The organism is Pantoea sp. Lu_F5_004, from assembly GCF_051136245.1.
Taxonomy (GTDB): domain Bacteria; phylum Pseudomonadota; class Gammaproteobacteria; order Enterobacterales; family Enterobacteriaceae; genus Pantoea; species Pantoea agglomerans.
In genome coordinates, this window is sequence record NZ_CP194946.1 from 626,712 (window position 1) to 648,313 (window position 21,602).

16 protein-coding genes are annotated in these 21,602 nt (G+C 57.3%); 9 read left to right on the forward strand and 7 right to left on the reverse strand.

Translation table 11 applies throughout. The features are described 5' to 3' along the window. The first annotated feature begins 381 nt into the window (after window positions 1-381). The 3 genes from uxaC to ACR8BN_RS03065 are packed head-to-tail and all read left to right on the forward strand — an operon-like array spanning window position 382 to window position 4,743. Window positions 382-1,797 (forward strand): glucuronate isomerase, encoded by a 1,416-nt coding sequence (gene uxaC / locus ACR8BN_RS03055; RefSeq protein ID WP_033780649.1) that lies wholly within the window; start codon window positions 382-384, stop codon window positions 1,795-1,797. A 2-nt stretch (window positions 1,798-1,799) separates the two neighbouring features. Beyond that, on the forward strand, window positions 1,800-3,248 hold the full coding sequence (locus ACR8BN_RS03060; RefSeq protein ID WP_031590943.1) for a tagaturonate reductase: 1,449 nt from the start codon (window positions 1,800-1,802) through the stop codon (window positions 3,246-3,248). A gap of 4 nt (window positions 3,249-3,252) precedes the next feature. Further along, window positions 3,253-4,743, forward strand: coding sequence for a UxaA family hydrolase (locus ACR8BN_RS03065; protein ID WP_031590941.1), 1,491 nt, complete (start codon window positions 3,253-3,255; stop codon window positions 4,741-4,743). Between the two features lie 196 nt (window positions 4,744-4,939). Here the strand turns inward: ACR8BN_RS03065 and sstT are convergent, their stop codons facing one another. The 3 genes from sstT to ACR8BN_RS03080 all read right to left on the reverse strand — a co-directional run bounded on the left by sstT (window position 4,940) and on the right by ACR8BN_RS03080 (window position 8,620). Beyond that, entirely contained in the window at window positions 4,940-6,172 is a 1,233-nt protein-coding gene (gene sstT / locus ACR8BN_RS03070) for a serine/threonine transporter SstT (protein ID WP_163637537.1), read from the reverse strand. A gap of 262 nt (window positions 6,173-6,434) precedes the next feature. Then, window positions 6,435-7,376 (reverse strand): TerC family protein, encoded by a 942-nt coding sequence (locus tag ACR8BN_RS03075; protein ID WP_434747310.1) that lies wholly within the window; start codon window positions 7,374-7,376, stop codon window positions 6,435-6,437. Window positions 7,377-7,633: 257 nt separating this feature from the next. Beyond that, window positions 7,634-8,620 carry a Gfo/Idh/MocA family protein gene (locus ACR8BN_RS03080; RefSeq protein WP_064704044.1) on the reverse strand — a complete coding sequence of 329 codons (987 nt, stop codon included), beginning with the start codon at window positions 8,618-8,620 and terminating at the stop codon, window positions 7,634-7,636. Window positions 8,621-8,766: 146 nt separating this feature from the next. On the opposite strand from ACR8BN_RS03080, the gene ACR8BN_RS03085 reads away from it, so the two are divergent. Next, window positions 8,767-10,455 (forward strand): chloride channel protein, encoded by a 1,689-nt coding sequence (locus ACR8BN_RS03085; protein WP_425000799.1) that lies wholly within the window; start codon window positions 8,767-8,769, stop codon window positions 10,453-10,455. Here the strand turns inward: ACR8BN_RS03085 and ACR8BN_RS03090 are convergent. Next, window positions 10,452-10,955, reverse strand: coding sequence for a M48 metallopeptidase family protein (locus tag ACR8BN_RS03090; protein ID WP_010256568.1), 504 nt, complete (start codon window positions 10,953-10,955; stop codon window positions 10,452-10,454). The two genes, ACR8BN_RS03085 and ACR8BN_RS03090, sit on opposite strands and share 4 nt — an antisense overlap. A gap of 83 nt (window positions 10,956-11,038) precedes the next feature. Here ACR8BN_RS03090 and rlmG point away from each other — a divergent pair, with 83 nt between their 5' ends. After that, window positions 11,039-12,157 carry a 23S rRNA (guanine(1835)-N(2))-methyltransferase RlmG gene (gene rlmG, locus ACR8BN_RS03095; RefSeq protein ID WP_033772684.1) on the forward strand — a complete coding sequence of 373 codons (1,119 nt, stop codon included), beginning with the start codon at window positions 11,039-11,041 and terminating at the stop codon, window positions 12,155-12,157. Here rlmG and ACR8BN_RS03100 read toward each other — a convergent pair whose 3' ends face one another. Further along, window positions 12,158-14,176 (reverse strand): FAD-dependent oxidoreductase, encoded by a 2,019-nt coding sequence (locus ACR8BN_RS03100; protein WP_434747311.1) that lies wholly within the window; start codon window positions 14,174-14,176, stop codon window positions 12,158-12,160. A 267-nt stretch (window positions 14,177-14,443) separates the two neighbouring features. Continuing rightward, the gene (locus ACR8BN_RS03105; RefSeq protein ID WP_434747312.1) at window positions 14,444-15,151 is read right to left on the reverse strand and encodes a polyphenol oxidase family protein; all 708 of its coding nucleotides are present in this window, start codon (window positions 15,149-15,151) and stop codon (window positions 14,444-14,446) included. Window positions 15,152-15,257: 106 nt separating this feature from the next. Here ACR8BN_RS03105 and ACR8BN_RS03110 point away from each other — a divergent pair, with 106 nt between their 5' ends. The 4 genes from ACR8BN_RS03110 (at window position 15,258) to ACR8BN_RS03125 (ending at window position 20,445) form a co-directional block, all read left to right on the forward strand. Next, on the forward strand, window positions 15,258-16,067 hold the full coding sequence (locus ACR8BN_RS03110; RefSeq protein WP_010256579.1) for a 5'-nucleotidase, lipoprotein e(P4) family: 810 nt from the start codon (window positions 15,258-15,260) through the stop codon (window positions 16,065-16,067). A gap of 580 nt (window positions 16,068-16,647) precedes the next feature. Beyond that, entirely contained in the window at window positions 16,648-17,283 is a 636-nt protein-coding gene (locus ACR8BN_RS03115; protein WP_029519418.1) for a carbonic anhydrase, read from the forward strand. Continuing rightward, window positions 17,280-18,755 (forward strand): SulP family inorganic anion transporter, encoded by a 1,476-nt coding sequence (locus tag ACR8BN_RS03120; protein ID WP_434747313.1) that lies wholly within the window; start codon window positions 17,280-17,282, stop codon window positions 18,753-18,755. The genes ACR8BN_RS03115 and ACR8BN_RS03120 overlap by 4 nt, the downstream gene beginning before the upstream one ends. Before the next feature lie 268 nt (window positions 18,756-19,023). After that, complete coding sequence (locus ACR8BN_RS03125; protein WP_424996654.1) at window positions 19,024-20,445, forward strand: diguanylate cyclase; 1,422 nt, start codon at window positions 19,024-19,026, stop codon at window positions 20,443-20,445. Between the two features lie 20 nt (window positions 20,446-20,465). On the opposite strand, the gene ddlA is transcribed toward ACR8BN_RS03125, so the two are convergent. Next, window positions 20,466-21,563, reverse strand: coding sequence for a D-alanine--D-alanine ligase (gene ddlA / locus ACR8BN_RS03130; protein ID WP_134161571.1), 1,098 nt, complete (start codon window positions 21,561-21,563; stop codon window positions 20,466-20,468). Window positions 21,564-21,602 lie beyond the last annotated feature (39 nt).

The window sequence follows — 21,602 nt, forward strand, 5'->3', positions numbered from 1 at the left end:
CTGTATGCGGTCTTGCCGCTGTTGTTATCTGGAGCGGGACAGCACGTGATGCAGCTCTGCTCACGCCCGCAGGTTCTGTAAAAGCAACCCTGTTATAACCTTGCCATTTGTGAGTCGCTAACGACCTCACGATGGGGCGAGAGCCTAACTTGTTATACAACTTTAAAAGTTGAGAGCCATCACAAAAACCCTTTCTGCACTGTGGGATACTGGAAACCTGCGTAATGACAGCCATTTAGCGCGATACGGGCGACAAAAACGTCCATAACGGCAGCCAGCTACCGCCGTTTATGTGAGCAGGATCGCAAATAAATCCGTAACGCACTAAAATTGGTATGATAACTTTGGGCCATCAGTGGTTCAGTCGATGAGGAAGCATGTATGTCACGTTTCATGACCGAAGATTTTTTGCTGGATACCGAATTCGCCCGTCGTCTCTATCACGACTATGCAAAGGATCAGCCGATTTTCGACTATCACTGCCACTTGCCGCCGCAGCAGATTGCCGAAAATTATCGCTTCGCCAACCTTTATGACATCTGGCTGAAGGGCGATCACTATAAGTGGCGGGCCATGCGCGCCAACGGTGTGGCTGAGGCGTTCTGTACCGGTAACGCCAGCGATCGTGAAAAATTTGACGCCTGGGCGCGCACCGTGCCACACACTATCGGCAACCCGCTTTATCACTGGACCCACCTGGAGTTACGCCGGCCTTTCGGTATCACCGATACGCTGCTTTCTGAGAAAACGGCTGATAGCATCTGGCATCGCTGCAATGAACTGCTGGCGCAGGATAGCTTTACCACGCGCGGCATCATGCAGCAGATGAAGGTGAAGATGGTGGGCACCACTGACGATCCGCTGGATGACCTGCGCCATCACCGCGCGCTGGCAGACGATGCCAGCTTCAGCGTTAAAGTGCTGCCGAGCTGGCGTCCGGACAAAGCGTTTAATATCGAAGCGGAAACCTTCCTGCCGTGGATCGAGACGCTGGAGCAGCTGACGGACATCAGCGTGCAGCGTTTTGACGATCTGCGCAGCGCACTGCATCAGCGGCTGGATCACTTCGCGGCGCACGGCTGTAAAGTCTCCGATCACGCGCTGGATGTGGTCTGCTACGCCGAGGCGGATGACGCCACGCTGGATGCGATTCTGGCGCGTCGTCGAAGCGGCGCCGCGCCCAACCCGCAGGAAACGGCACAGTTTAAAACGGCGGTGCTGGTCTGGCTGGGCAGCGAATATGCCCGCCGTGGCTGGGTCCAGCAGTATCACATTGGCGCACTCCGCAACACCAATCCGCGCCAGTACCAGCTGCTGGGGCCTGATGTCGGCTTCGATTCGATCAACGACCAGCCGCTGGCGGAACCGCTGGCACGCCTGCTGGGCGCGCAGAATCTCAATAATGCGCTGCCTAAAACCATTCTCTACTGCCTGAACCCGCGCGACAACGAAGTGCTGGCCACCATGGCGGGCAACTTCCAGGGCGAAGGTCAGGCGGGCAAGATGCAGTTCGGTTCAGCCTGGTGGTTCAACGACCAGCTGGATGGTATGCAGCGTCAGATGACGCAGCTGGCGCAGATTGGTCTGCTGAGCCGTTTCGTCGGCATGCTGACCGACAGCCGCAGCTTCCTCTCCTACACCCGCCACGAATATTTCCGCCGCCTGCTGTGCCAGATGATGGGACGCTGGGTGGAGCAGGGTGAAGCGCCAGCCGATGAAGCACTGTTAGGCCAGATGGTACAGAACATCTGCTTCAACAATGCCCGCGATTACTTCGGCATCGAGCTGGGAGCCTGATAATGAAAAGGCTAAACCGTCACGACTTCCCGGGCGCCGTCTATCGCGACCGGGTGATCCAGTTCGGCGAAGGCAACTTCCTGCGCGCCTTTATTGACTGGCAGATCGACTGGCTGAATGAACATCAGGGCACCGATGCCGGGATCGTGGTGGTGCGGCCGCGCAACCGTGAAGTCAGCGACAGCCTGAATCAGCAGGATGGACTCTACACCACGCTGATCCGCGGGCTGAACGATCAGGGCGAGCAGGTCAGCGAAACCCGGCTGATCCGCAGCCTCAACCGTGAAATCCAGCCCTGGCAGCAGTTCGGCGAATTTATGGCGCTGGCCCGTAATCCTGATCTGCGCATGGTCTTCTCCAATACCACCGAAGCGGGCATCGCCTTTGTCGGCAAGGATCAGCTTACCGATCAGCCCGCCAGCAGTTTCCCTGGCAAACTGACGCAACTGCTGTGGGCGCGCTATTCCCACTTCAATGGCGCCAGCGACCGGGGCTGGCTGGTGGTGCCGTGCGAGCTGATTGACCATAACGGCGACACGCTGCGCGATCTGGTGCTGCGCTACGCCGATCAGTGGCATCTGCCCTCAGAATTTAAAACCTGGGTTCATCAGCACTGCGCGTTCTATAACACTCTGGTCGACCGCATCGTCACCGGCTTCCCGGCGGAAAGCGAGCAGCTGCAACGCGAGCTGGGTTATGAAGATCGCTATCTGGTGGCGGGCGAAGTCTACTATCAGTTTGTGATTCAGGGGCCGTCGGCGCTGTTTAATGAACTGAAGCTGGCGGCACTGTCGCCGCAGGTTCGGCATGTGGATGACATCGCGCCCTATAAAGCGCAGAAAGTGGCCATTCTCAATGGCGCGCACACTGCAATGGTGCCGGTCGCGTTTCTGGCCGGTATTGAGAGTGTGGGAGAGGCGATGGCCGATCCGGCTATCGCCGGATTTGTGGATAACCTGCTGCGTCACGAAGTGATCCCGACGCTGGATCTGCCTGCCGATGAACTGCACGCGTTTGCCGATGCGGTACAGCGTCGTTTCCGCAATCCGTTTATTCGCCACGCGCTGCTGTCGATTGCCCTTAATGGCATGACTAAATTCCGCACCCGTCTGCTGACGCCACTCCTTGCCGCGCATCAGCAAACCGGCGAGTGGCCGACACACATCACCTTTGCGCTGGCCGCACTGATCGCTTTTTATCGCGGCGAGTCAGCTGGCAAGAGCTGGCCATTGCAGGACGAGCCGCAGTGGTTACAGCGCTACGCCGACGCCTGGAAAGCACTTGATGCGGATCAGCTGTCACCGCAACAGCTGGTGAACGGCGTACTCAGCGACGCGCAACACTGGGGTGAAGATTTAACCCGTCAGCCCGGACTGGCTGCGGCTGTCACCCAACACCTGCAAAATATCATCGCCCACGGAATGCGTGAGGCGCTGAGCCAACTGAGATAACGCTATGCAAGACGCAATCAAAATTGATCCCCGCGACAATGTCGCCGTGGCGTTACGTGATTTAGACGCGGGCGCCACGATAGAGCTGCCGCCACTGCGTGTGGCGGTGCAACAGGCGGTCGGACGCGGGCATAAATTTGCCCTGCAGCCTATCGCGCAGGATGAGCTGGTGATCAAATATGGGCTGCCGATTGCCCATGCCACGCAGCCTGTGGCCGCCGGTGAGTTAATCCATTCGCAGAACGCCCGCACCAATCTCAGCGATCTGGATCAATATGCGTATCAGCCCGAGTTTGTGACGCTGCCGCCGCAGCCGGGTGACCGTGAGGTGCAGATCTACCGTCGTGCTAACGGCGAGGTTGGCATCCGCAATGAGCTGTGGATCCTGCCGACCGTCGGCTGCGTCAACGGCATTGCGCGTCAGATCCTGCAGCGCTTTCTGAAGGAGACGCAGGATGCAGAAGATATCGATGGCGCGTTCCTGTTCAGCCATACCTTCGGTTGTTCGCAGCTGGGGCAGGATCACGAAAACACCCGCACCATGCTGCAGAATATGGTGCGCCATCCTAATGCTGGCGCGGTGCTGGTGATTGGTCTCGGCTGCGAAAACAATCAGGTTGATGCTTTCCGTGACACCCTCGGCGCGTTTGAAAGCGACCGGGTCGAGTTTATGGTGTGCCAGCAGCATGACGATGAGGTGGAAGCCGGGCTGGAGCGGCTGCACGCATTGTATGAAAAAATGCGTCACGACCAGCGCGAGCCGGGCAAACTCAGCGAGCTGAAGTTTGGTCTGGAGTGCGGCGGTTCAGATGGTTTGTCTGGCATCACCGCCAATCCGTTGCTGGGACGTTTCTCGGACCAGATGATCGCTAATGGCGGCACCACCGTACTGACCGAAGTACCGGAAATGTTTGGCGCAGAACGGATTCTGATGAGTCGCTGTCGCGACGAGGAGACCTTCAGCAAAACGGTGGCGATGATCAACGACTTCAAACAGTATTTTATCGATCACCAGCAGCCGATCTACGAAAACCCGTCGCCAGGCAACAAAGCGGGCGGTATCACCACGCTGGAGGAGAAGTCGCTGGGCTGTACTCAGAAAGCGGGGCAGAGCCAGGTGGTCGATGTGCTGAAGTATGGCGAACGGTTAAAAACGCCGGGGCTGAATCTGCTGAGTGCGCCGGGCAATGATGCGGTCGCCACCAGTGCGCTGGCAGGTGCCGGTTGCCACATGGTGCTGTTCAGTACCGGACGCGGCACGCCTTATGGCGGTTTTGTGCCGACGGTTAAGCTGGCCACCAACACACCGCTGGCGGAGAAGAAGCCGCACTGGATCGACTTTAATGCCGGACGGTTGATCGAGGGAATGAGTATGGATGCGATGCTGGAAGACTTTGTCGACAGCATTGTGGCGATTGCCAGCGGTCAGCCGACCAACAACGAGAAGAACGATTTCCGCGAGCTGGCGATTTTCAAAAGCGGTGTGACGCTATAGTTTGTCAGGCAAACAATGGCGATCCTGATATTGTCATTACCGTCGGTTAATCCTGTGCCCTTCGTGGGTGGCAGAGTCCGATCGCAAAGTCGCTTAAAGCATCCCTGCTCGCTCGGCCCGCGCCTTCCCTGGCGCGGGACGCTTTGCTCTTCGGACTCTACCACCCACTCTTTGAGCTTTTGAGCTATCTGAAAGGTTAAGCCCGGCTGGTTTCGCGCTCCGCTTCTGCCTGACAGACAGCTGCGGTAAACAGAATATCGGTTGAAGAGTTCAGCGCGGTTTCCGCCGAATCCTGCAGGACGCCGATAATAAAGCCGACCGCCACCACCTGCATTGCCAGATCATTCGGAATGCCGAACATGTTACAGGCCACCGGGATCAGCAGCAGCGAACCGCCCGCCACGCCAGATGCACCACAGGCACAGAGTGACGCCACCAGACTCAGCAGAATTGCCGTCGGCACATCAATGCTGATCCCCAGCGTATGCACCGCGGCCAGCGTCAGCACGGTAATGGTAATCGATGCCCCCGCCATACTGATGGTTGCGCCCAGCGGAATCGACACCGAATAGGTATCCTCATCCAGATCCAGACGTTTCGCCAGTGCCATATTTACCGGAATGTTGGCGGCAGAACTGCGGGTAAAGAAGGCGGTCACGCCGCTTTCGCGCAGGCAGGTGAAGACCAGTGGGTAGGGGTTGCGACGGATTTTATAGAACACCAGTAGCGGGTTCACCACCAGCGCCATCAGCAGCATACAGCCGATCAGTAACGTCAGCAGATGGGCATATTGCCACAGCGCGCCAAAGCCGGTAGACGCGAGGATCGAGGCCACCAGACCGAAAATACCGATCGGCGCGCAGCGAATCACGCAGCGTACCAGCCAGGTCACCGCATGCGAGGCATCATTGAGAAAGGCGCGGGTAGTGTCACTGCTGTGACGGAACGCCAGCCCGAGCCCAATTGCCCACACCAGAATGCCGATGTAGTTGGCGTTCATCAGGGCCGTGATGGGATTCGACACCATGCTCATCAGCAGTCCGCGTAATACTTCGGTAATGCCGGATGGTGGTGTGATTTCCGTGGTGCCCACCGCCAGCGTCAGCGTCTGCGGGATCAGATGGCTGAAGACCACCGCGACCACCGCCGCGAAAAAGGTGCTCAGCAGATAAAGCATAATAATCGGCCGGATATTGCTCTTCTGGCCCTGCTGGTGGTTGGCAATCGAGGCGATCACCAGCATCAGTACCAGCAATGGCGCGACCGCTTTCAGCGCACTGACAAACAGTTCACCCAGCAGACCGACCGCGATCGCGGCATCGTGTGAAATCCAGGCGAGCGCCACACCGGCGATCAGCCCAATCATGATTTGCTTCACCAGGCTACCGGCGAGCAGCGTACCCAGACGTGCGGAGAGAGTTTTCTGCATAATATTTTCTATATTTTGTCGCGGATGTAGTTTCAGACGCGATGTTTTGCATCGGCTAAAACGGTTTGCCCGGCGGAGTATAAGGAAAAGATCGGACGAGAAAAGAGAAAGTTCTGTCACTGTGGAGCAGGTCAGATTTTTATTATGCTGGATAGTGGAAGTGTGACAGAGGGATGAAATGGCGTGACAGGCTGCCACAAAATAAAACAGGGGCATCCGCTGCCCCTGCAGGTAATTATGGTGCGAGCTTTTTCTGGTCTCTTTAGCGGTTAACCCAGGCATTAATCAGCAGAGTTGATGCCAGAATGGCACCGACCACACCCAGCGAGATACCGACCGGGATATGGTAGAGGTCGACAATCAGCATCTTAAAGCCGATGAACACCAGCACAATCGCCAGGCCATACTTCAGCATTGAGAACCGTTCCGCCACGTTTGCCAGCAGGAAGTACATGGCACGCAAACCCAGGATAGCGAACAGGTTTGAGGTCAGCACAATAAACGGGTCGGTTGTCACGGCGAAGATCGCCGGGATACTGTCGACCGCAAAGATCACGTCGCTGATTTCCACCATGATTAGCACCAGCAGCAGTGGCGTCGCAAACAGCACGCCGTTTTTGCGGGTGAAGAACTTCTCGCCGTCGAGATCGTCAGTCATGCGCAGATGCTTACGCAGCCAGCGCACCACAGGTTTTTCGCCCACCGCGCCGTCATCCTCTTTCGCCAGCGCCATTTTCACACCGGTGAACAGCAGGAAGGCACCGAACACATAGAGGATCCAGCTGAACTGCGTGACCAGCCAGCTACCGGCGAAGATCATGATGGTACGCAGCACGATAGCGCCTAATACTCCATAGATCAGCACCCGGCGCTGCAGATTGGCCGGAATAGAGAAGTAACTGAACAGCATCAGCCAGACGAAGACGTTATCCACCGCCAGCGCTTTTTCCAGCACGTAACCGGTCAGGAAGGCGAGCGTCTGCGTGTTAGCAACTTCACGTCCTGCGCTGCCCTCCAGATACCACCAGAAGGCGGCGCTGAACAGCAGTGAGACTGAAACCCAGATCAGCGACCAGATAGCCGCCTGCTTGAAAGACATGGTCTGCGCGCCACGGCGTCCCTGCAACAGCAGGTCGATAGCCAGCATGATAAGCACCACAACCGCAAAGCTGCCCCACAGTAAAGGCGTACCCACAGTTTGCATATTCGTATCCTGTCCGAAAAATAAAAAAAAACGGCTGAAGTCAGAAGACGTCAGCCGCTTATTTTTGTGTAAGCAAACCTCGCCTTCCGGCAAGGTCTCACTTACAACACAGAAATTGATTCCGGGTTGCCTGATGACCGGATGCTTTCGCATCGTAATGACGATCAATCAGCTTACAAGTTACTCCCCTTTGCAGGAGGGTAAGTTACGGTTTAGCTGCACAGGAAGCAACACCTCTCAGACATATTTAGAAATATTTACACAGCAGCCTGGTCGGCCGGGAAGATCACGCCGGTCTGGCGGCGTATCTCAGTCAGCAGCGATGCAGTAATCCGCGAAACCTCAAGCGAAGGGTGGTCCACCTGGCGCTGCTCAACCAGCCGGGCAAAAGCGGCGGCCTCATACAGCATGGTATTGATATGCTGCGGCTGGTTCAGCGTCTGCTTTTCCGCGCCCCGTGGCACAAAAGTCAGCTGCTGGCACTCCGATAACTTCTCTATCACCAGCGCGCCCGCTTCACCCTGAATCTCGCTGGGGAGGCTGGAATCACTCACCTTCGAATGCAGAATCGTCACGTCGAAATCACCGTAACTCAGCACCACCACGCCGTGCGCGTCCACGCCGCTTGCAAGCAAAGTCGCGCTGGCCTGCACGCGATCTGGCTCGCCCCACAGCGTCACCGCCGAGGCCAGGCAGTAATAACCGATATCCATAATTGAGCCATTCGACCAGCGCGGATCAAAGGTATTGGGGTTCTCGCCGTTGAGATAGCGTGGGTAACGTGAGGAGTACTGGCAGTAATTCAGCAGCGCTTTTCGCAGTTTACCCACGTCAGGCAGTGCCTGCTGCAGCCGCAGGAAATTCGGCAGGCTGGCAGTTTTAAATGCCTCAAACAGCACCACCTGATGCTCACGGGCGCAGGCGATCATCTGCTCCACTTCTGCCAGGTTAGAGGCCAGCGGTTTTTCGCAAATCACATGCTTGCCGTGCGACATAAACAGCAGCGCCTGCTGGCAGTGCAGGGCGTTGGGGCTGGCCAGATAGACCGCATCGATCTCCGGGCTGGCGGCCAGCGCTTCCAGTGAGGTAAAGGCCTGTTTGCAGGGATAATCGGCGATAAAGGCTTCAGCCTGCTGCTGACTGCGTGAATAGACCGCACAGAGCTTCATCGCTCCGGTTTCATGAGCGGCATCAATAAACTGGCGTGTAATCCAGTTTGTTCCCACAATGGCAAAACGAATCACGTCATCTCTCCGGCAACTGTAAAGCGGCAGAGTAACATCTCACCCACGCTGTGCAATGGTGCCGGGCGGGCAGGGATTGATCCTGCGATCCGCATTCCAATAATATGCGGAAGCGATGATGTTTATGTACCAACCAGGGAGCGCAGGTGAAAGCAAGTAAGCACGCATTAAACTGGACCACACTTCTGATCGCCATTCCGGTCGGGTGTGCGGCGTCGCTGGTGACGCTGGCTTTCCGCGGCGTGATTGAACTGATCAACCATCTGCTGTTTGCCCGCAGTGGCGAAATAACCGAATCCCTGCATCTCTGGCCGTGGATCTTCTGGCCCCTGCTGGTGGGGGCGGGCGGCGTTCTGGCAGGCTATTTTCTGCGTTATGCCGTTGCCATTGAGCAGCAGCAGACGGTGAAAACGGATTACCTTGAAGTGATCAACGCCCGGCTCGATGCGGTGCCGACCCGGACCTCACTGTTCCGCGCCTTATCGTCGATTGCCAGTATTGGCAGCGGCGCGTCGATAGGTAAAGAGGGGCCGATGGTGCAGCTCTCGGCACTGTGCGGCAGTGCGATTGGTCGCCTGTTACCGGCCTCACTTAACCTGAAAAACAGTGACGTGGTGGCGATGGCGGCGGCGGCGGGCCTCGCCTCGGTTTACCATGCGCCGCTGGCGTCGGCGATTTTTGTGGCGGAAATCGCCTTCGGCATTTCTGCGTTGCAGCGGCTGATCCCCCTGATCATCGCAGCCGCCACGGCAGTGATGACCATGTGGACGCTGGGTTTTCGCAGCGCGCTCTATCCGCTGGCAGACGCGAACTTCGCTATGGATCTCAGCAGCCTGCTGATGACGGTGGTGATTGGTCTGTGCGCCGGGCTGGCGGGCTGGATCGTGATTAAATGCATCGCCCGCAGCAAAGTGCTGTTCAGCCGGGTCGCCTCACTGCCGCTGCGCCTCGGGGCGGGCGGCTTTGCGGTCGGCTTACTGGCGCTGATCTCCACTGATATCCTCGGCAACGGCTACGAGGTGATCGTCAAAGTGATGGCAGGGCACTACCTGCTGCCGGGTCTGCTGCTATTGCTGGTGCTGAAAACCCTTGCTACCAGCCTGTCGGTAGGCTCGAACGCCGTCGGCGGACTCTTTACCCCTTCGCTGCTGATTGGCGCGCTGCTGGGGGTGATCATCGCGACGGTGGGGGCGGCGCTGCATCTGCCGCTTGGCAATGTGCTGCTCTATGCCGCGATTGGTATGGCGGCGGTGCTGGCGGCGGTCAGTCAGGCGCCGTTGATGGCGATGCTGATGGTGCTGGAGATGACGCTCAACAGCAGCCTGCTGTTTCCGCTGATGATCGCTACCGTGCTGGCGTCGATGGTGGTCTATCGCCTGCAATCCGCCAGTACCTATCCGATCGTGAGTCATCACTTCAGCCGTTCAGAAGCGAAATATGATTTCGATAATATGCGCATTGCCGAGCTGATTATTGCGGGTGCGGCGTTGCAGCCGGAGGAGTCGGTGGGGCAGGCGCTGGCGGTCAGCTCCCTGAAGCGTGAACGCTATGTTTATGTGATCAACGCCGCGGGCGCTTTCCTCGGCGTGGTCTCGATTCATGAAATTTCGCGCCGGGTGCTGGCACAGGAGATCACCCTCGACTCACCGGTGGAGTGCGTGATGGATCAGGATTTCCCGGTGGTGTATCAGAATCAGAGTATGCGTGAGGGATGGGAAGCCTTTGCGGCGGTGACGCTGGAGCGGTTGCCGGTGCTCAACAATCCGCAGGAACGGCGCTTTCTGGGCGCGCTGACCAAAACCAGCCTGATTCAGAAAGCGCAGGAGTTTCTTTAAGCCGCGTTGCCGCGCATCGCCTGGTCCGTCATCCACAGTCGCGCATCAAATTCGAGCTGGTGATAATCCGGCTCCATATGGCAGCAGAGCTGGTAGAACGCCTTATCGTGATCTTTCTCTTTAAGGTGTGCCAGCTCATGCACCACGATCATCCGCAGAAACGGCTCTGGCGCGAGGCGGAAAAAGGTCGAGATACGAATTTCCGCTTTCGCCTTAAGCTTACCGCCCTGAATCCGTGAGATGGCTGTGTGCAGCCCGAGTGCATGCTTCATCACCTTAATCTTGTTATCCCACATCACTTTGCTGATCGGCGGCGCATTGCGCATATAGCGATTTTTCAGCGCCTGCGTGTAGTCATACAGCGCTTTATCACTCATCACGTCGTGGGTGTCGGGATAACGTTCCTGCAGGAACGCACCTAAGCGCTGATGGGCGATCAGCGACTGAACCTGCTCAAGAAGGGGTGCAGGATAACCCTGAAGGTAGATCAGTGAGGACATTAGGGATTCCAGGCGAAAGACAGTATACTGCGCCCCCGATTTTGGGGCGAAAATCAACCAAAGTGTACCACGCCGGAGAATTCATGAGCCAACTTGAACTGAACGATCGCACACTGATCCTGCATCGCTTCCCGCAGATGCGTGACGAAAGTCCATTACAAGCCTGGGATGCGGCTGATGAATATCTGTTACAGCAGGCGCTGCCAGAGGGGCCGGTGCTGGTCTTCAACGACAGTTTCGGGGCATTAACCTGCGCCCTGAATCCGCGTACCGTCTGGCACGTCAGCGACTCCTGGCTGAGCCAGCAGGCCGCCCGTCAGAATCTGACCTTTAATGGGCTGGATGACAGCGACGTTCACTTTGTTGATAGCCTGGCTGAACTGCCTGCTTCACCTGCGGCTGTGCTGATCAAGGTGCCTAAAACCCTGGCGCTGCTTGAGCACCAGCTGCGCGCCATTCGCGAAGTCGTCACGCCTGATACGGTGATTCTGGCGGCGGCGCGCGCCAAAGAGATCCATAACTCTACCCTGCAGCTGTTCGAACAGATCATTGGTGAAACCAAAACCTCACTGGCGTGGAAAAAAGCGCGTCTGATCTACAGCCAGTTCAGCAAGCCTGAACTGCGTGAGGCCACGCCGACGCTGGTCTGGCCGCTGGATGGTACCCCTTATCAGATTCACAACTACGCCAACGTCTTCTCGCGCGCTTCGCTGGATATCGGTGCACGGCTCTTTGTGCAGCATCTGCCGGAAAACATTGAGGGCGAGATTGTCGATCTCGGCTGTGGTAACGGCGTGGTGGGGCTGGTGGCGCTGGAGCAGAACCCGCAGGCCGAAGTGCATTTCCTTGATGAGTCTTACATGGCGGTCGCCTCCAGCAAGCTTAATGTGGAAGTGAACCGTCCTGAGGATCTGTCACGCTGTCAGTTCCTGGTGAACAATGTGCTGAGTGGCTATCCGTCGGATCGGCTGCACGCGGTGCTGTGCAACCCGCCGTTCCACCAGCAGCACGCGGTGACCGATCACCTGGCATGGCAGATGTTCCGCGATGCCAAACGCTGCCTTCAGTATGGCGGCGAGTTGCGCATTGTCGGCAACCGCCACCTCGATTATCACCACAAGCTGAAGAAGCTGTTTGGTAACTGTACGCTGATCGCCTCTAACCAGAAGTTCGTGGTGCTGCGCGCGGTGAAAATGCGCTAGTCAGACGGTTAATGCCAGTTGCGTCGCCTGCGCAATCGCACGGCGCGCATCCAGCTCCTGCGCCACATCCGCACCGCCGATGACTGTTACCCTCTGTCCTTTTGCACGCAGCGCGGCTTCCAGTTCGCGCTGCGGCTCCTGTCCGGCACAGATAATCACGTTATCGACCTCCAGCAACAGCGTTTCGCCGTTGCGCCGCAGATGCAGGCCGCTGTCATCAATCGCCAGATACTCAACGCTGCCCCACATCTCAACGCCCTGCGCCTGCAGACTGGCGCGATGGATCCAGCCGGTGGTTTTTGCCAGCCCGGCACCCGGTTTTCCCGATCGGCGTTGCAGCAGCCAGATTTGCCGTAACGCGGCAGGCGGCTCGGGTTTCATCACACCGCCACGCTGCGTCAGGCTGTGGTCGATGCCCCATTCGGCATAAAACGCCGCCAGATCTTCGTCATGGGATGGCTGTGACAGATACTCCGCCACATCGAAGCCAATCCCGCCGGCGCCGATAATCGCTACCCGTTTACCCACCGGGCGCTTATCGCGCAGCACCTCCAGGTAGCTCAGCACGCTGGGGTGGTCGATGCCCGGAATGTCAGGCGTACGCGGCTGAATGCCGGTCGCCAGTACCACTTCATCGGCGTCACTCAGCTGATCCGCCGTCACCCGACTGCCCGTCTGAACCGTCACGCCTGCGGCCGCCAGCTCATGCCGGAAATAGCGCAGCGTTTCGCTGAACTCCGATTTGCCGGGGATCAGCCGGGCAAGATTGAACTGGCCGCCTATCTCCGGCGCGGCCTCATAGAGTGTTACCTGATGGCCGCGCTGGGCCGCCTGCAGCGCAAACGCCATGCCGGCCGGACCGGCACCCACTACGGCCAGCCTGCGCGGGGCGGTGCTGGCGATGACCGGCATCAGCGACTCGTGGCAGGCGCGCGGATTGACCAGGCAGGAGGTGATTTTACCGGCGAACACCTGATCGAGGCAGGCCTGATTACAGGCAATGCAGGTGTTGATGCTGTCCGGTTCACCGCGCTGGGCTTTAGTGACAAAGGCGGGATCGGCGAGAAAAGGGCGCGCCATCGACACCATATCGGCGCAGCCCGACTGCAACAGCTGCTCGGCGACGGCGGGATGGTTGATGCGATTAGTAGCGATGACCGGCACCTTCACCTGTTCACGCAGGCGCTGCGTCACCCACGCAAAGGCCGCACGCGGCACGCAGGTGGCGATGGTCGGGATGCGCGCCTCGTGCCAGCCAATGCCGGTATTGAACAGCGTGACGCCGTACTGCTCCAGCTCGCCCGCCAGCAACAGCGTCTCCTCCAGCGTGCTGCCCTCTTCGATCAGGTCGAGCATCGACAGCCGGAAGATGATGATAAAGGCGTCGCCGGTCGCGGCGCGAACGGCGCGGGTAATCGCCAGCGCAAACTGCATCCGCTGCCGGAAGTCGCCACCCCAGCGGTCGGTGCGCTGATTGGTGTGCTTCACCAGAAACTGATTAATCAGGTAGCCTTCGGAACCCATGATTTCCACGCCATCGTAGCCCGCCTGCTGTGCCAGTCGGGCGCAGCGGGCAAAGTCATCAATGGTCTGTTCAATCGCCGCCTCGCTCATCGCCTGTGGCGTAAACGGGTTAATCGGCGCCTGGCGTGCCGAGGGCGCAACCAGATCGGGCTGATAGCTGTAACGGCCGGTATGCAGGATCTGCAGGGCGATTTTGCCTTGGTGCTGATGCACCGCCTCCGTGATCTGCCGGTGCCAGTCACATTGCGTCTCGTCGGTGAGCATCGCGCCATGCGCGGTGGTGACACCCTGCGCATTGGGGGCGATGCCGCCGGTGACGATCAGCGCGACACCTTCACGCGCCCGCTCGCCGTAAAAAGCCGCCAGCCGGGCTGCACCATCCGGATGTTCTTCCAGTCCGGTGTGCATCGACCCCATCAGAAAGCGGTTTTTCAGTCGGGTAAAGCCAAGGTCCAGCGGCGTAAATAGCGCAGGATAGTCAGGATTGACGGACATGATAATCACTCACGGTAAAGTGGTCGGATGAGTTCACTCTAGCCACTTCTGCGTTAAAAAAAAGTGAAAGAATGTCAGGGTGTGAGTGAAATCATAAACAACGGCAGGCGAGTGAGGTGAGTGACAAAGAGTGGGCGGAGCTAGCCCGTGCCTGGCGCAAAGAGGTGAAGACCGCCATCCATGGCCCGCGTGGCTTTGCGACAGGCGTCAGCGCCCGTCTCAGTGCAGGTTCCGCTATCTGCTGTCAGCGCGATGCCAGAAAACCCATTAACGTCGACGGATCCACGAATAGCGCGAGCGATAGCCGCTGCCGTGGTGAGTATTGAAGCGGTAGCTTGAACCGCTCTCGGCCATGCAGTAGGTGCAGACATTGACGTTATCGATCTGCGCAGCCGGCACACCCGCCTGCACCAGCAAATGTGTTGCCAGCGCAGGCAGATCGAACCAGACACCCTGCTGGCGGGCAGCGGCCTGTGGACGTTGCGCCAGAGGATTAACCGGCTGGTTCTGGTGCCAGCGCAGCCCGCTGGCCAATGCCGGGTTCTGAGTAATCTCCGCCAGCTGCGGTTCGGCCAGTTCATAACAGCAGGGGCCCATCGCCGGACCGATCGCCACCATCAGGTTCTGCGGCTCGCAGCCCTGTTCGCAGAGTTTTTCAACCGCGCGGATCAGCACACCCGCCAGCGTACCTTTGAGTCCGGCATGAACCGCGGCCACGATCCGCTGCTGGCGATCGGCGAACAGCACTGGCAGGCAGTCGGCGGTGTAGACCGCCACCGGGCGCGTCCCGCTGCCGATCACGCCGTCAGACTCGCAGCTTTTGGGTGGGATGTTCTCGATATCGGTGACCACGGTCGCGCTGTGGCGCTGATGTCCATAGGCGGCCTCAGCGGGTGGTGGCTCTCCGGCTGGCTGAAACGCATATTCGAGCCACTCCAGCGAATCGAGCAATGGCGAGCGCGGGATCACGGCCATAGGAATCTCCTGTTATAACAGCGTGCGTTGGGCTGCCCACAGCTTACGTTAACTGCTACATTTTTGAAGCTTCTCCTCAGACCTTTCTCACCTTAAGGATGAAATGATGAAAACCTCCGCAAAACTGGCTGCATCCGGACTGGTCGCGCTGCTGCTTACCGGCTGCGCCTCGTCGTCACATCAGACCGCGCAACAGCAACTCGGCCAGCAATCGGTGCTGGCGGTAAACTGGTTCCAGCAGTCTGGTGAATATCAGGCGCTGACCTGGCAGGCATTTAATACCGCGCGTATGGCGTTTGATCAGGCCCCCTCGCTGACCGGCAAACCCAAAGCGGTGATTGTCGATCTGGATGAAACGATGCTGGATAACAGCGCCTACAGCGCGTGGCAGGCGAAGAACGGCCAGCCGTTCAGCAGCAAAACCTGGTCAGCCTGGACGCAGGCGCGGCAGGCGAAAGCGGTGCCGGGCGCGATAGAGTTTGCGCGTCATGTCACACAGAATGGCGGCACGCTGTTCTATGTGTCGAACCGCGATCAGAAAGATTACGCGGCCACGGTTGCTAATATGCAGCAGCTCGGCTTCCCCAACGTCAGCGATAAAACGGTACGTCTGAATACTGACAGCTCCAATAAGCAGGCGCGTTTCGATGCCATTAAAAATGCCGGCTATAACGTGGTGCTCTACGTAGGCGATAACCTCAACGATTTTGGTGGCGCGACCTGGCATCAGGGCAATCAGACGCGTCGTGATTTTGTGAATCTTAACCATCAGCAGTTTGGAACGCAGTTCATCGTGCTGCCGAATCCGCTCTACGGCGACTGGGAGAGCGGAATGGCGGAAAACTACAATAAACTGACACCGGAACAGCAGCTGTCAGTGCGGGAATCGCGCCTGCAAAGCTGGAACGGTAAATAATTCGTCAAGAAAAAGAGCCTGACCGGGTCAGGCTCTGTTAAATCGTGGTCCTGATTTACTTTCTCCCGTCACTATTTTGCTGCAAATTAAATTAATTATCTCTTGCTTCATTCTTATCTGAAATCAGGCATATCTGACTGGCTATCAGCAATTAAGCCGGTTGATCGTGCTAATGGTTAATTTTTTAATTAAGAGTATTCCTGGTAAAAAGCAGGGCGTTTGGTATGGCAGTGAATATCCCCTTGTTTAATGATTGTATTTTTTTGTCAGCAGTAACTTTAGTTTATTATCTTTTATATTTTAATGTATTGATATTGTTAGATTTAAAATGATTACCGCTAATTATTTCACTTCTCTTCTGCTTAATTAAATTTACTTAACCCTGACTCTTACTGACGCCGGATTGACAAATAGCATGATGTTAAAGTGCTGTGAAATATTGCTCGTGCATTGGTAATGGTTAGCGGCTATAACCTTTTTCTGTGACTCAGTTCTTATTTACCTGGCGGCTCATGCTTTATTTGTGAGCCGATACACTTTGTGGTTAGCCAGGATGCGACATCCCGGTAGTAGAGAGAAGATGATTGTGACGACACTTAAACCCTTATTAGCGAAAAATCGCAGTTGGGCATTACAGCGCCGCCAGCGTAATCCAGACTACTTTAAAAAATTCCTTCATCAGCAAAAGCCGCACTCACTCTGGATAGGTTGTTCTGATAGTCGCGTTCCGGCAGAAGTCTTAACCGGCTCCCATCCTGGCGAACTCTTTGTGCATCGTAATATCGCCAACATGGTGATTGAGGACGATGACAATTTACTGAGCGTGCTGCAATACGCGCTCTTTTTTCTCGGTGTAAAACGCATTGTATTAAGCGGTCACTATGGCTGCGGTGGAGTGGAAGCCGCGCAGAATCTGCCGGGCAGCGTGCTGGACGGGCAGGAGAGCGCGCTGGCGAGACGCATTCAGACGCTGCGTCATGATATTCAGCATGGCCTGGCGGAAAGCCCCCCTTCAGACGCGGAGCCGGGTGAACAGCTCGATCGGCTGGTTGAGGCCAACGTTAAGGCGCAATTCGCCAGACTGGTGAAATCTGAACCGGTCCGGCAAATCTGGCAATCGGGCCAGGAACTGGAGGTGTTTGGTTGTGTTTATGACCTGCGCTCCGGCCATCTTAAAGAGCTGATTCATCAATCTGCAGAGGAACCTTCATTATGAACCTCGATACCCTGCGTCGCGACATTCCTGCGGGTCTGGTGGTGTTTCTGGTCGCCTTACCGCTCTGTCTTGGCATCGCACAGGCCAGCGGATTACCGCCGTTTGCCGGTCTGCTGACCGGTGTGATTGGCGGCCTGGTGGTCACATCACTGAGTCCGTCCCGGTTTGCCGTCAGCGGCCCGGCGGCAGGCCTGGTCACCATCGTCGTCGCCTCAATGGCATCACTGGGCAGCTTCTCTGCCTTTCTCACCGCGCTGATTATCGCTGGAGCACTGCAATGTCTGTTTGGCCTGCTGCGTGCCGGACGATTTATTTCGCTGGTGCCGGGCAGCGTCATCAAAGGGATGCTGGCGGCGATCGGTTTGCTGCTCATCATGCAGCAGATCCCGGTGGCGCTGGGTGCCGCGGGCGATGCGGAGCTGGTTTCACTGGTGACCGGTGAGATGACCTTCTCGCTGCCCGCGATTCTGGTAGCGGGTGTCGGGCTGGCCATTTTATGTCTCTGGACCACCGCACCGGTGAAACGGATCAAAGCGCTGGCCTGGATCCCTGGGCCGCTGATTGCCGTGCTGATAGGCTGCCTTGCTACCGTGGTGGGTGGACGGCTGTTCCCGGAGATGACCAGCGGTCTGGCGCGCATTTCGCTGCCCGCTTTTGACAGCATTTCCGCGCTGGTGGCAGAGCTGGAAACGCCCGACTGGATGGCCTGGAAGAATCCGCAGGTCTGGGTCGTTGCGGTGACCTTAGCCCTGGTCGCCAGTCTGGAAACGCTGCTGAGTCAGGAAGCGCTGAAAAAACTGCGTCCTCAGACGCCCGCGCCGTCGCCCAACAAAGAGATGTTCGCGCAGGGTATCGGTAACCTGGCGGCCGGTTTCCTTGGCGCGATGCCGATCACGGCGGTGATTGTGCGCAGTTCGGTTAACGTCAGTGCGGGCGCGCAGACCAAACTGTCGATCTTCATTCACGGTGTGCTGCTGCTTATTTGCGGTATGTGGTTCAGCGAGATGCTGAACGCCATTCCGCTGGCCAGCCTCGCTGCCGTACTGCTCTATACCGGCTACAAGCTGGCAACACCCAAACTGTTTATTGAGCAGTTCCGGATGGGCGCCCAGCAGTATGTGCCGTTTCTGGCCACCATCGTCGGTATTATCACGCTTGGCATGCTGGTCGGGATTGGTATCGGCATCGCCACGCAGATCCTCTATAGCATCTATAAAAGCCATCGCAACGCGCTGCAGCTTACCCGCTATGACGACCACTACGTGCTGCGCTTTCAGCAGAACCTGACCTTTATGCACAATCCAAAGCTGCAGGGATTGCTGGATGAGATCCCGGAGAACAGCGTAGTCATCGTTGATAATGACAATGCGGAATATATCGATCCCGACGTCAAAGCGGTGCTGAAAGATTTTGGCGATAACGCCGACAAACGCGGCATTCGCCTGAGTCAGTGGCCGGTTGCCGTAAAATAGCGTTAGCGCAACGGTAAAGTCGTCAGAACAGCAAAAATCGGATATCTCGGATATCCGATTTTTTTATTTGCGATGCATAATAGAGCCCCAGTTTCTGCTGTCATCTGATGGGTTTAGCCTCAAAACGGTAACTTTTCTTAGTTAGCCCATGAAACGAGGTTTTATCGCCGGATGACATTGAGGATATTCAGGATTTAATCATTCTGACACCACGCGCCTGTCCAGGCTGGCGTGGACAGCCAGCCTCTCTGTGACAAGGTCCGGATGTATGCGCATACAGCTGTTTGAAGAGCACAACGTTAAGAAGAACGCATTTTCACTGTTTTTAATCACGTTGCTGTTTTGCTTTATCGGCGGACACCTGCGCTTTCCACAGGAGCTGTCGCTGTTCTGGCCGGTCAACGCGATCGTCACTGGCGTGATCGTCCGGAATCCTTTTCTGCATCAGACCCGCTATTACCTGGCCACCTTTGCTGCGATGGTGTTTAACGACACCGTTTTTTCAGGCTGGGCGCTCTCTGCTTTTACCCTCAATATGGCGAATCTTCTGTTTGTGCTGGTGGCGGTGACGCTGCTGGTAAAACATCTTCAGCACGACTCCGGCAGCGAGCGTATAACCAGCGTGCTGCGCATTTTTCCGGCCTGTTTGCTGGCCGGACTGGCCTGCGCCAGCTGGGGGGCACTGGCGCAGCAGGCCGATTTCAACAGCGGGCTGGTGACGGCCTGGGGCGAATGGTTCAGCGAACAGTTCTCAACCGGACTGATGCTGCTGCCCTTTTTGCTGACGCGCGACTGGGCGTCGCTGTCGCCCCGGCAGTTTATGCAGATGCGCAAACTGGCACCGGTTGTCGCCGTGATTTTTTCGCTGATGATTGGCGCGATGATGGGCGGCGCAGGCAGCCTGACGTTCCCGGTTCCGGCGCTGGTCTGGTGCGCCATCGTGCTGCCGATGCCGCTCACCAGCCTGGTGATTTTGCTCACCGGCATTAGCGAAATCATTCTGGTTTCGCATGGCGTGATGAATATCCAGGGCGATGACAATATGCTGCCGATCACCCATCTGACCTCGGCACGGCTGGGCGTGGCGACCATTGCGATCAGCCCGCTGATTGTGGCGGTGAGCATGGATGCGATTCGCCAGCTCAACCAGCGTCTGGCGTTGCGCGCCAACTATGACTTCCTGACCCGGCTGCTGTCGCGTTCCGGCCTCTATGAAAGTCTGCGTGCTGAGCCGATCTTTCCGGACCGCCGGGCGGGGGTGATCCTGCTGGATGTCGACTACTTCAAAGCGATTAACGACAATTTTGGTCATGATGCGGGTGACAGTGTGCTGGAAGAGATCGCCCGCCGTATGCAGCGCGTCGTGGGTAAAGAGGGGCGCATCTGCCGTTTTGGCGGCGAAGAGTTTGTGGTGGTGCTGTTCGACCAGAATCCGGAAAAGCTCTACTTTCTTGCTGAGAGCATCCGGCAGAAGATGGCGAAAGAGAAGTTCTGGCTGCAGGGCAGTACGGCCACGGTCACTGTCAGTCTGGGGCTGGCGCATGGCAGTGCCGGTGAGGCGCCGGAGTGGCACCGCGTGATCAACCGGCTGATCTCCGCAGCCGATAAAAACCTCTATCTGTCGAAACGCAATGGCCGCAATCAGACCTCGCCGGTTAACTACCGTGCCATCACCAGCGACGTGGCATAACGCCACGCCGCCGGGTTCTGTCAGCTGACGCTGCTTTTCAGGGTACTGGCCTGCTGGTGGCGTTCAAGCGCCAGGTCGATCAGGCGACTGATCAGATCCTGATAGCTGAGTCCGGCCGCCTGCCACAGTTTCGGGTACATGCTGATATTGGTGAAGCCGGGCAGGGTATTCACTTCGTTGACGATAATTTCGCCATCGTCAGTCAAAAACACATCGACGCGCGCCATGCCAAAGCACTCCAGCGCGGTAAAGGCCTTGATGGCGACCTCACGAATCGCATCGCTGGTTTCCGGTGTAATAGCCGCCGGGACCACCGTCTGCGCACCGCTCTCGGAGATATATTTGGTGTCATACGAGTAGAAGGTGTCATGCACCACCACTTCACCGCAGGGGCTGGCTTCGGGGGCATCGTTGCCCAGCACCGCACACTCGATCTCGCGGCCTTTGATACCCTGCTCAATCAGCACTTTGCGGTCAAAGGAGAAGGCCAGCGCCAGCGCGGCATCAAACTCTTCAATGCTGTCCACTTTGCTGACGCCCACTGATGAACCCTGGTTGGCGGGTTTGATAAACAGCGGCAGGCCAAAGCGGGCAATGACTGCGCTGGCATCCAGCTGTGCGCGCTGGGCCTGGGTGACGCTCACCCACGGCGCGACGTTGAGGCCGGCGTCGCGCAGCAGGCGTTTGGTAAAATCTTTATCCATGCTGACCGCAGAACCCAGCACGTCGGAACCGACAAAAGGTAACGAGGCCATACGCAACAGGCCCTGCAGGGAGCCATCTTCACCCAGCGTACCGTGCACGATCGGGAAGATAACGTCGATCTGCGACAGCGGATGGGCGTTATGACGGGTAATGATCTGCTGCTGAGTCGTACCAGGCACCAGCGCCACATCTTCAGCGGCGTGATTCAGCGCGATCAGCGCCGGATTTTCAGCGTTCAGTAAGAAGTTTGAAGCATCGTTAAGACGCCAGTGTCCCTGCTTATCGATGCCAAGCAACACCACGTCAAACCTGGTTTTGTCGATCGCCTCAAGGATATTTTTGGCCGACTGTAACGACACCTCATGCTCAGCCGATTTCCCGCCAAACACGATCCCTACCCGCAACTTTGTCATCAATTTTGCCCACTGAAAAAATCAAAACCACAAGATAGC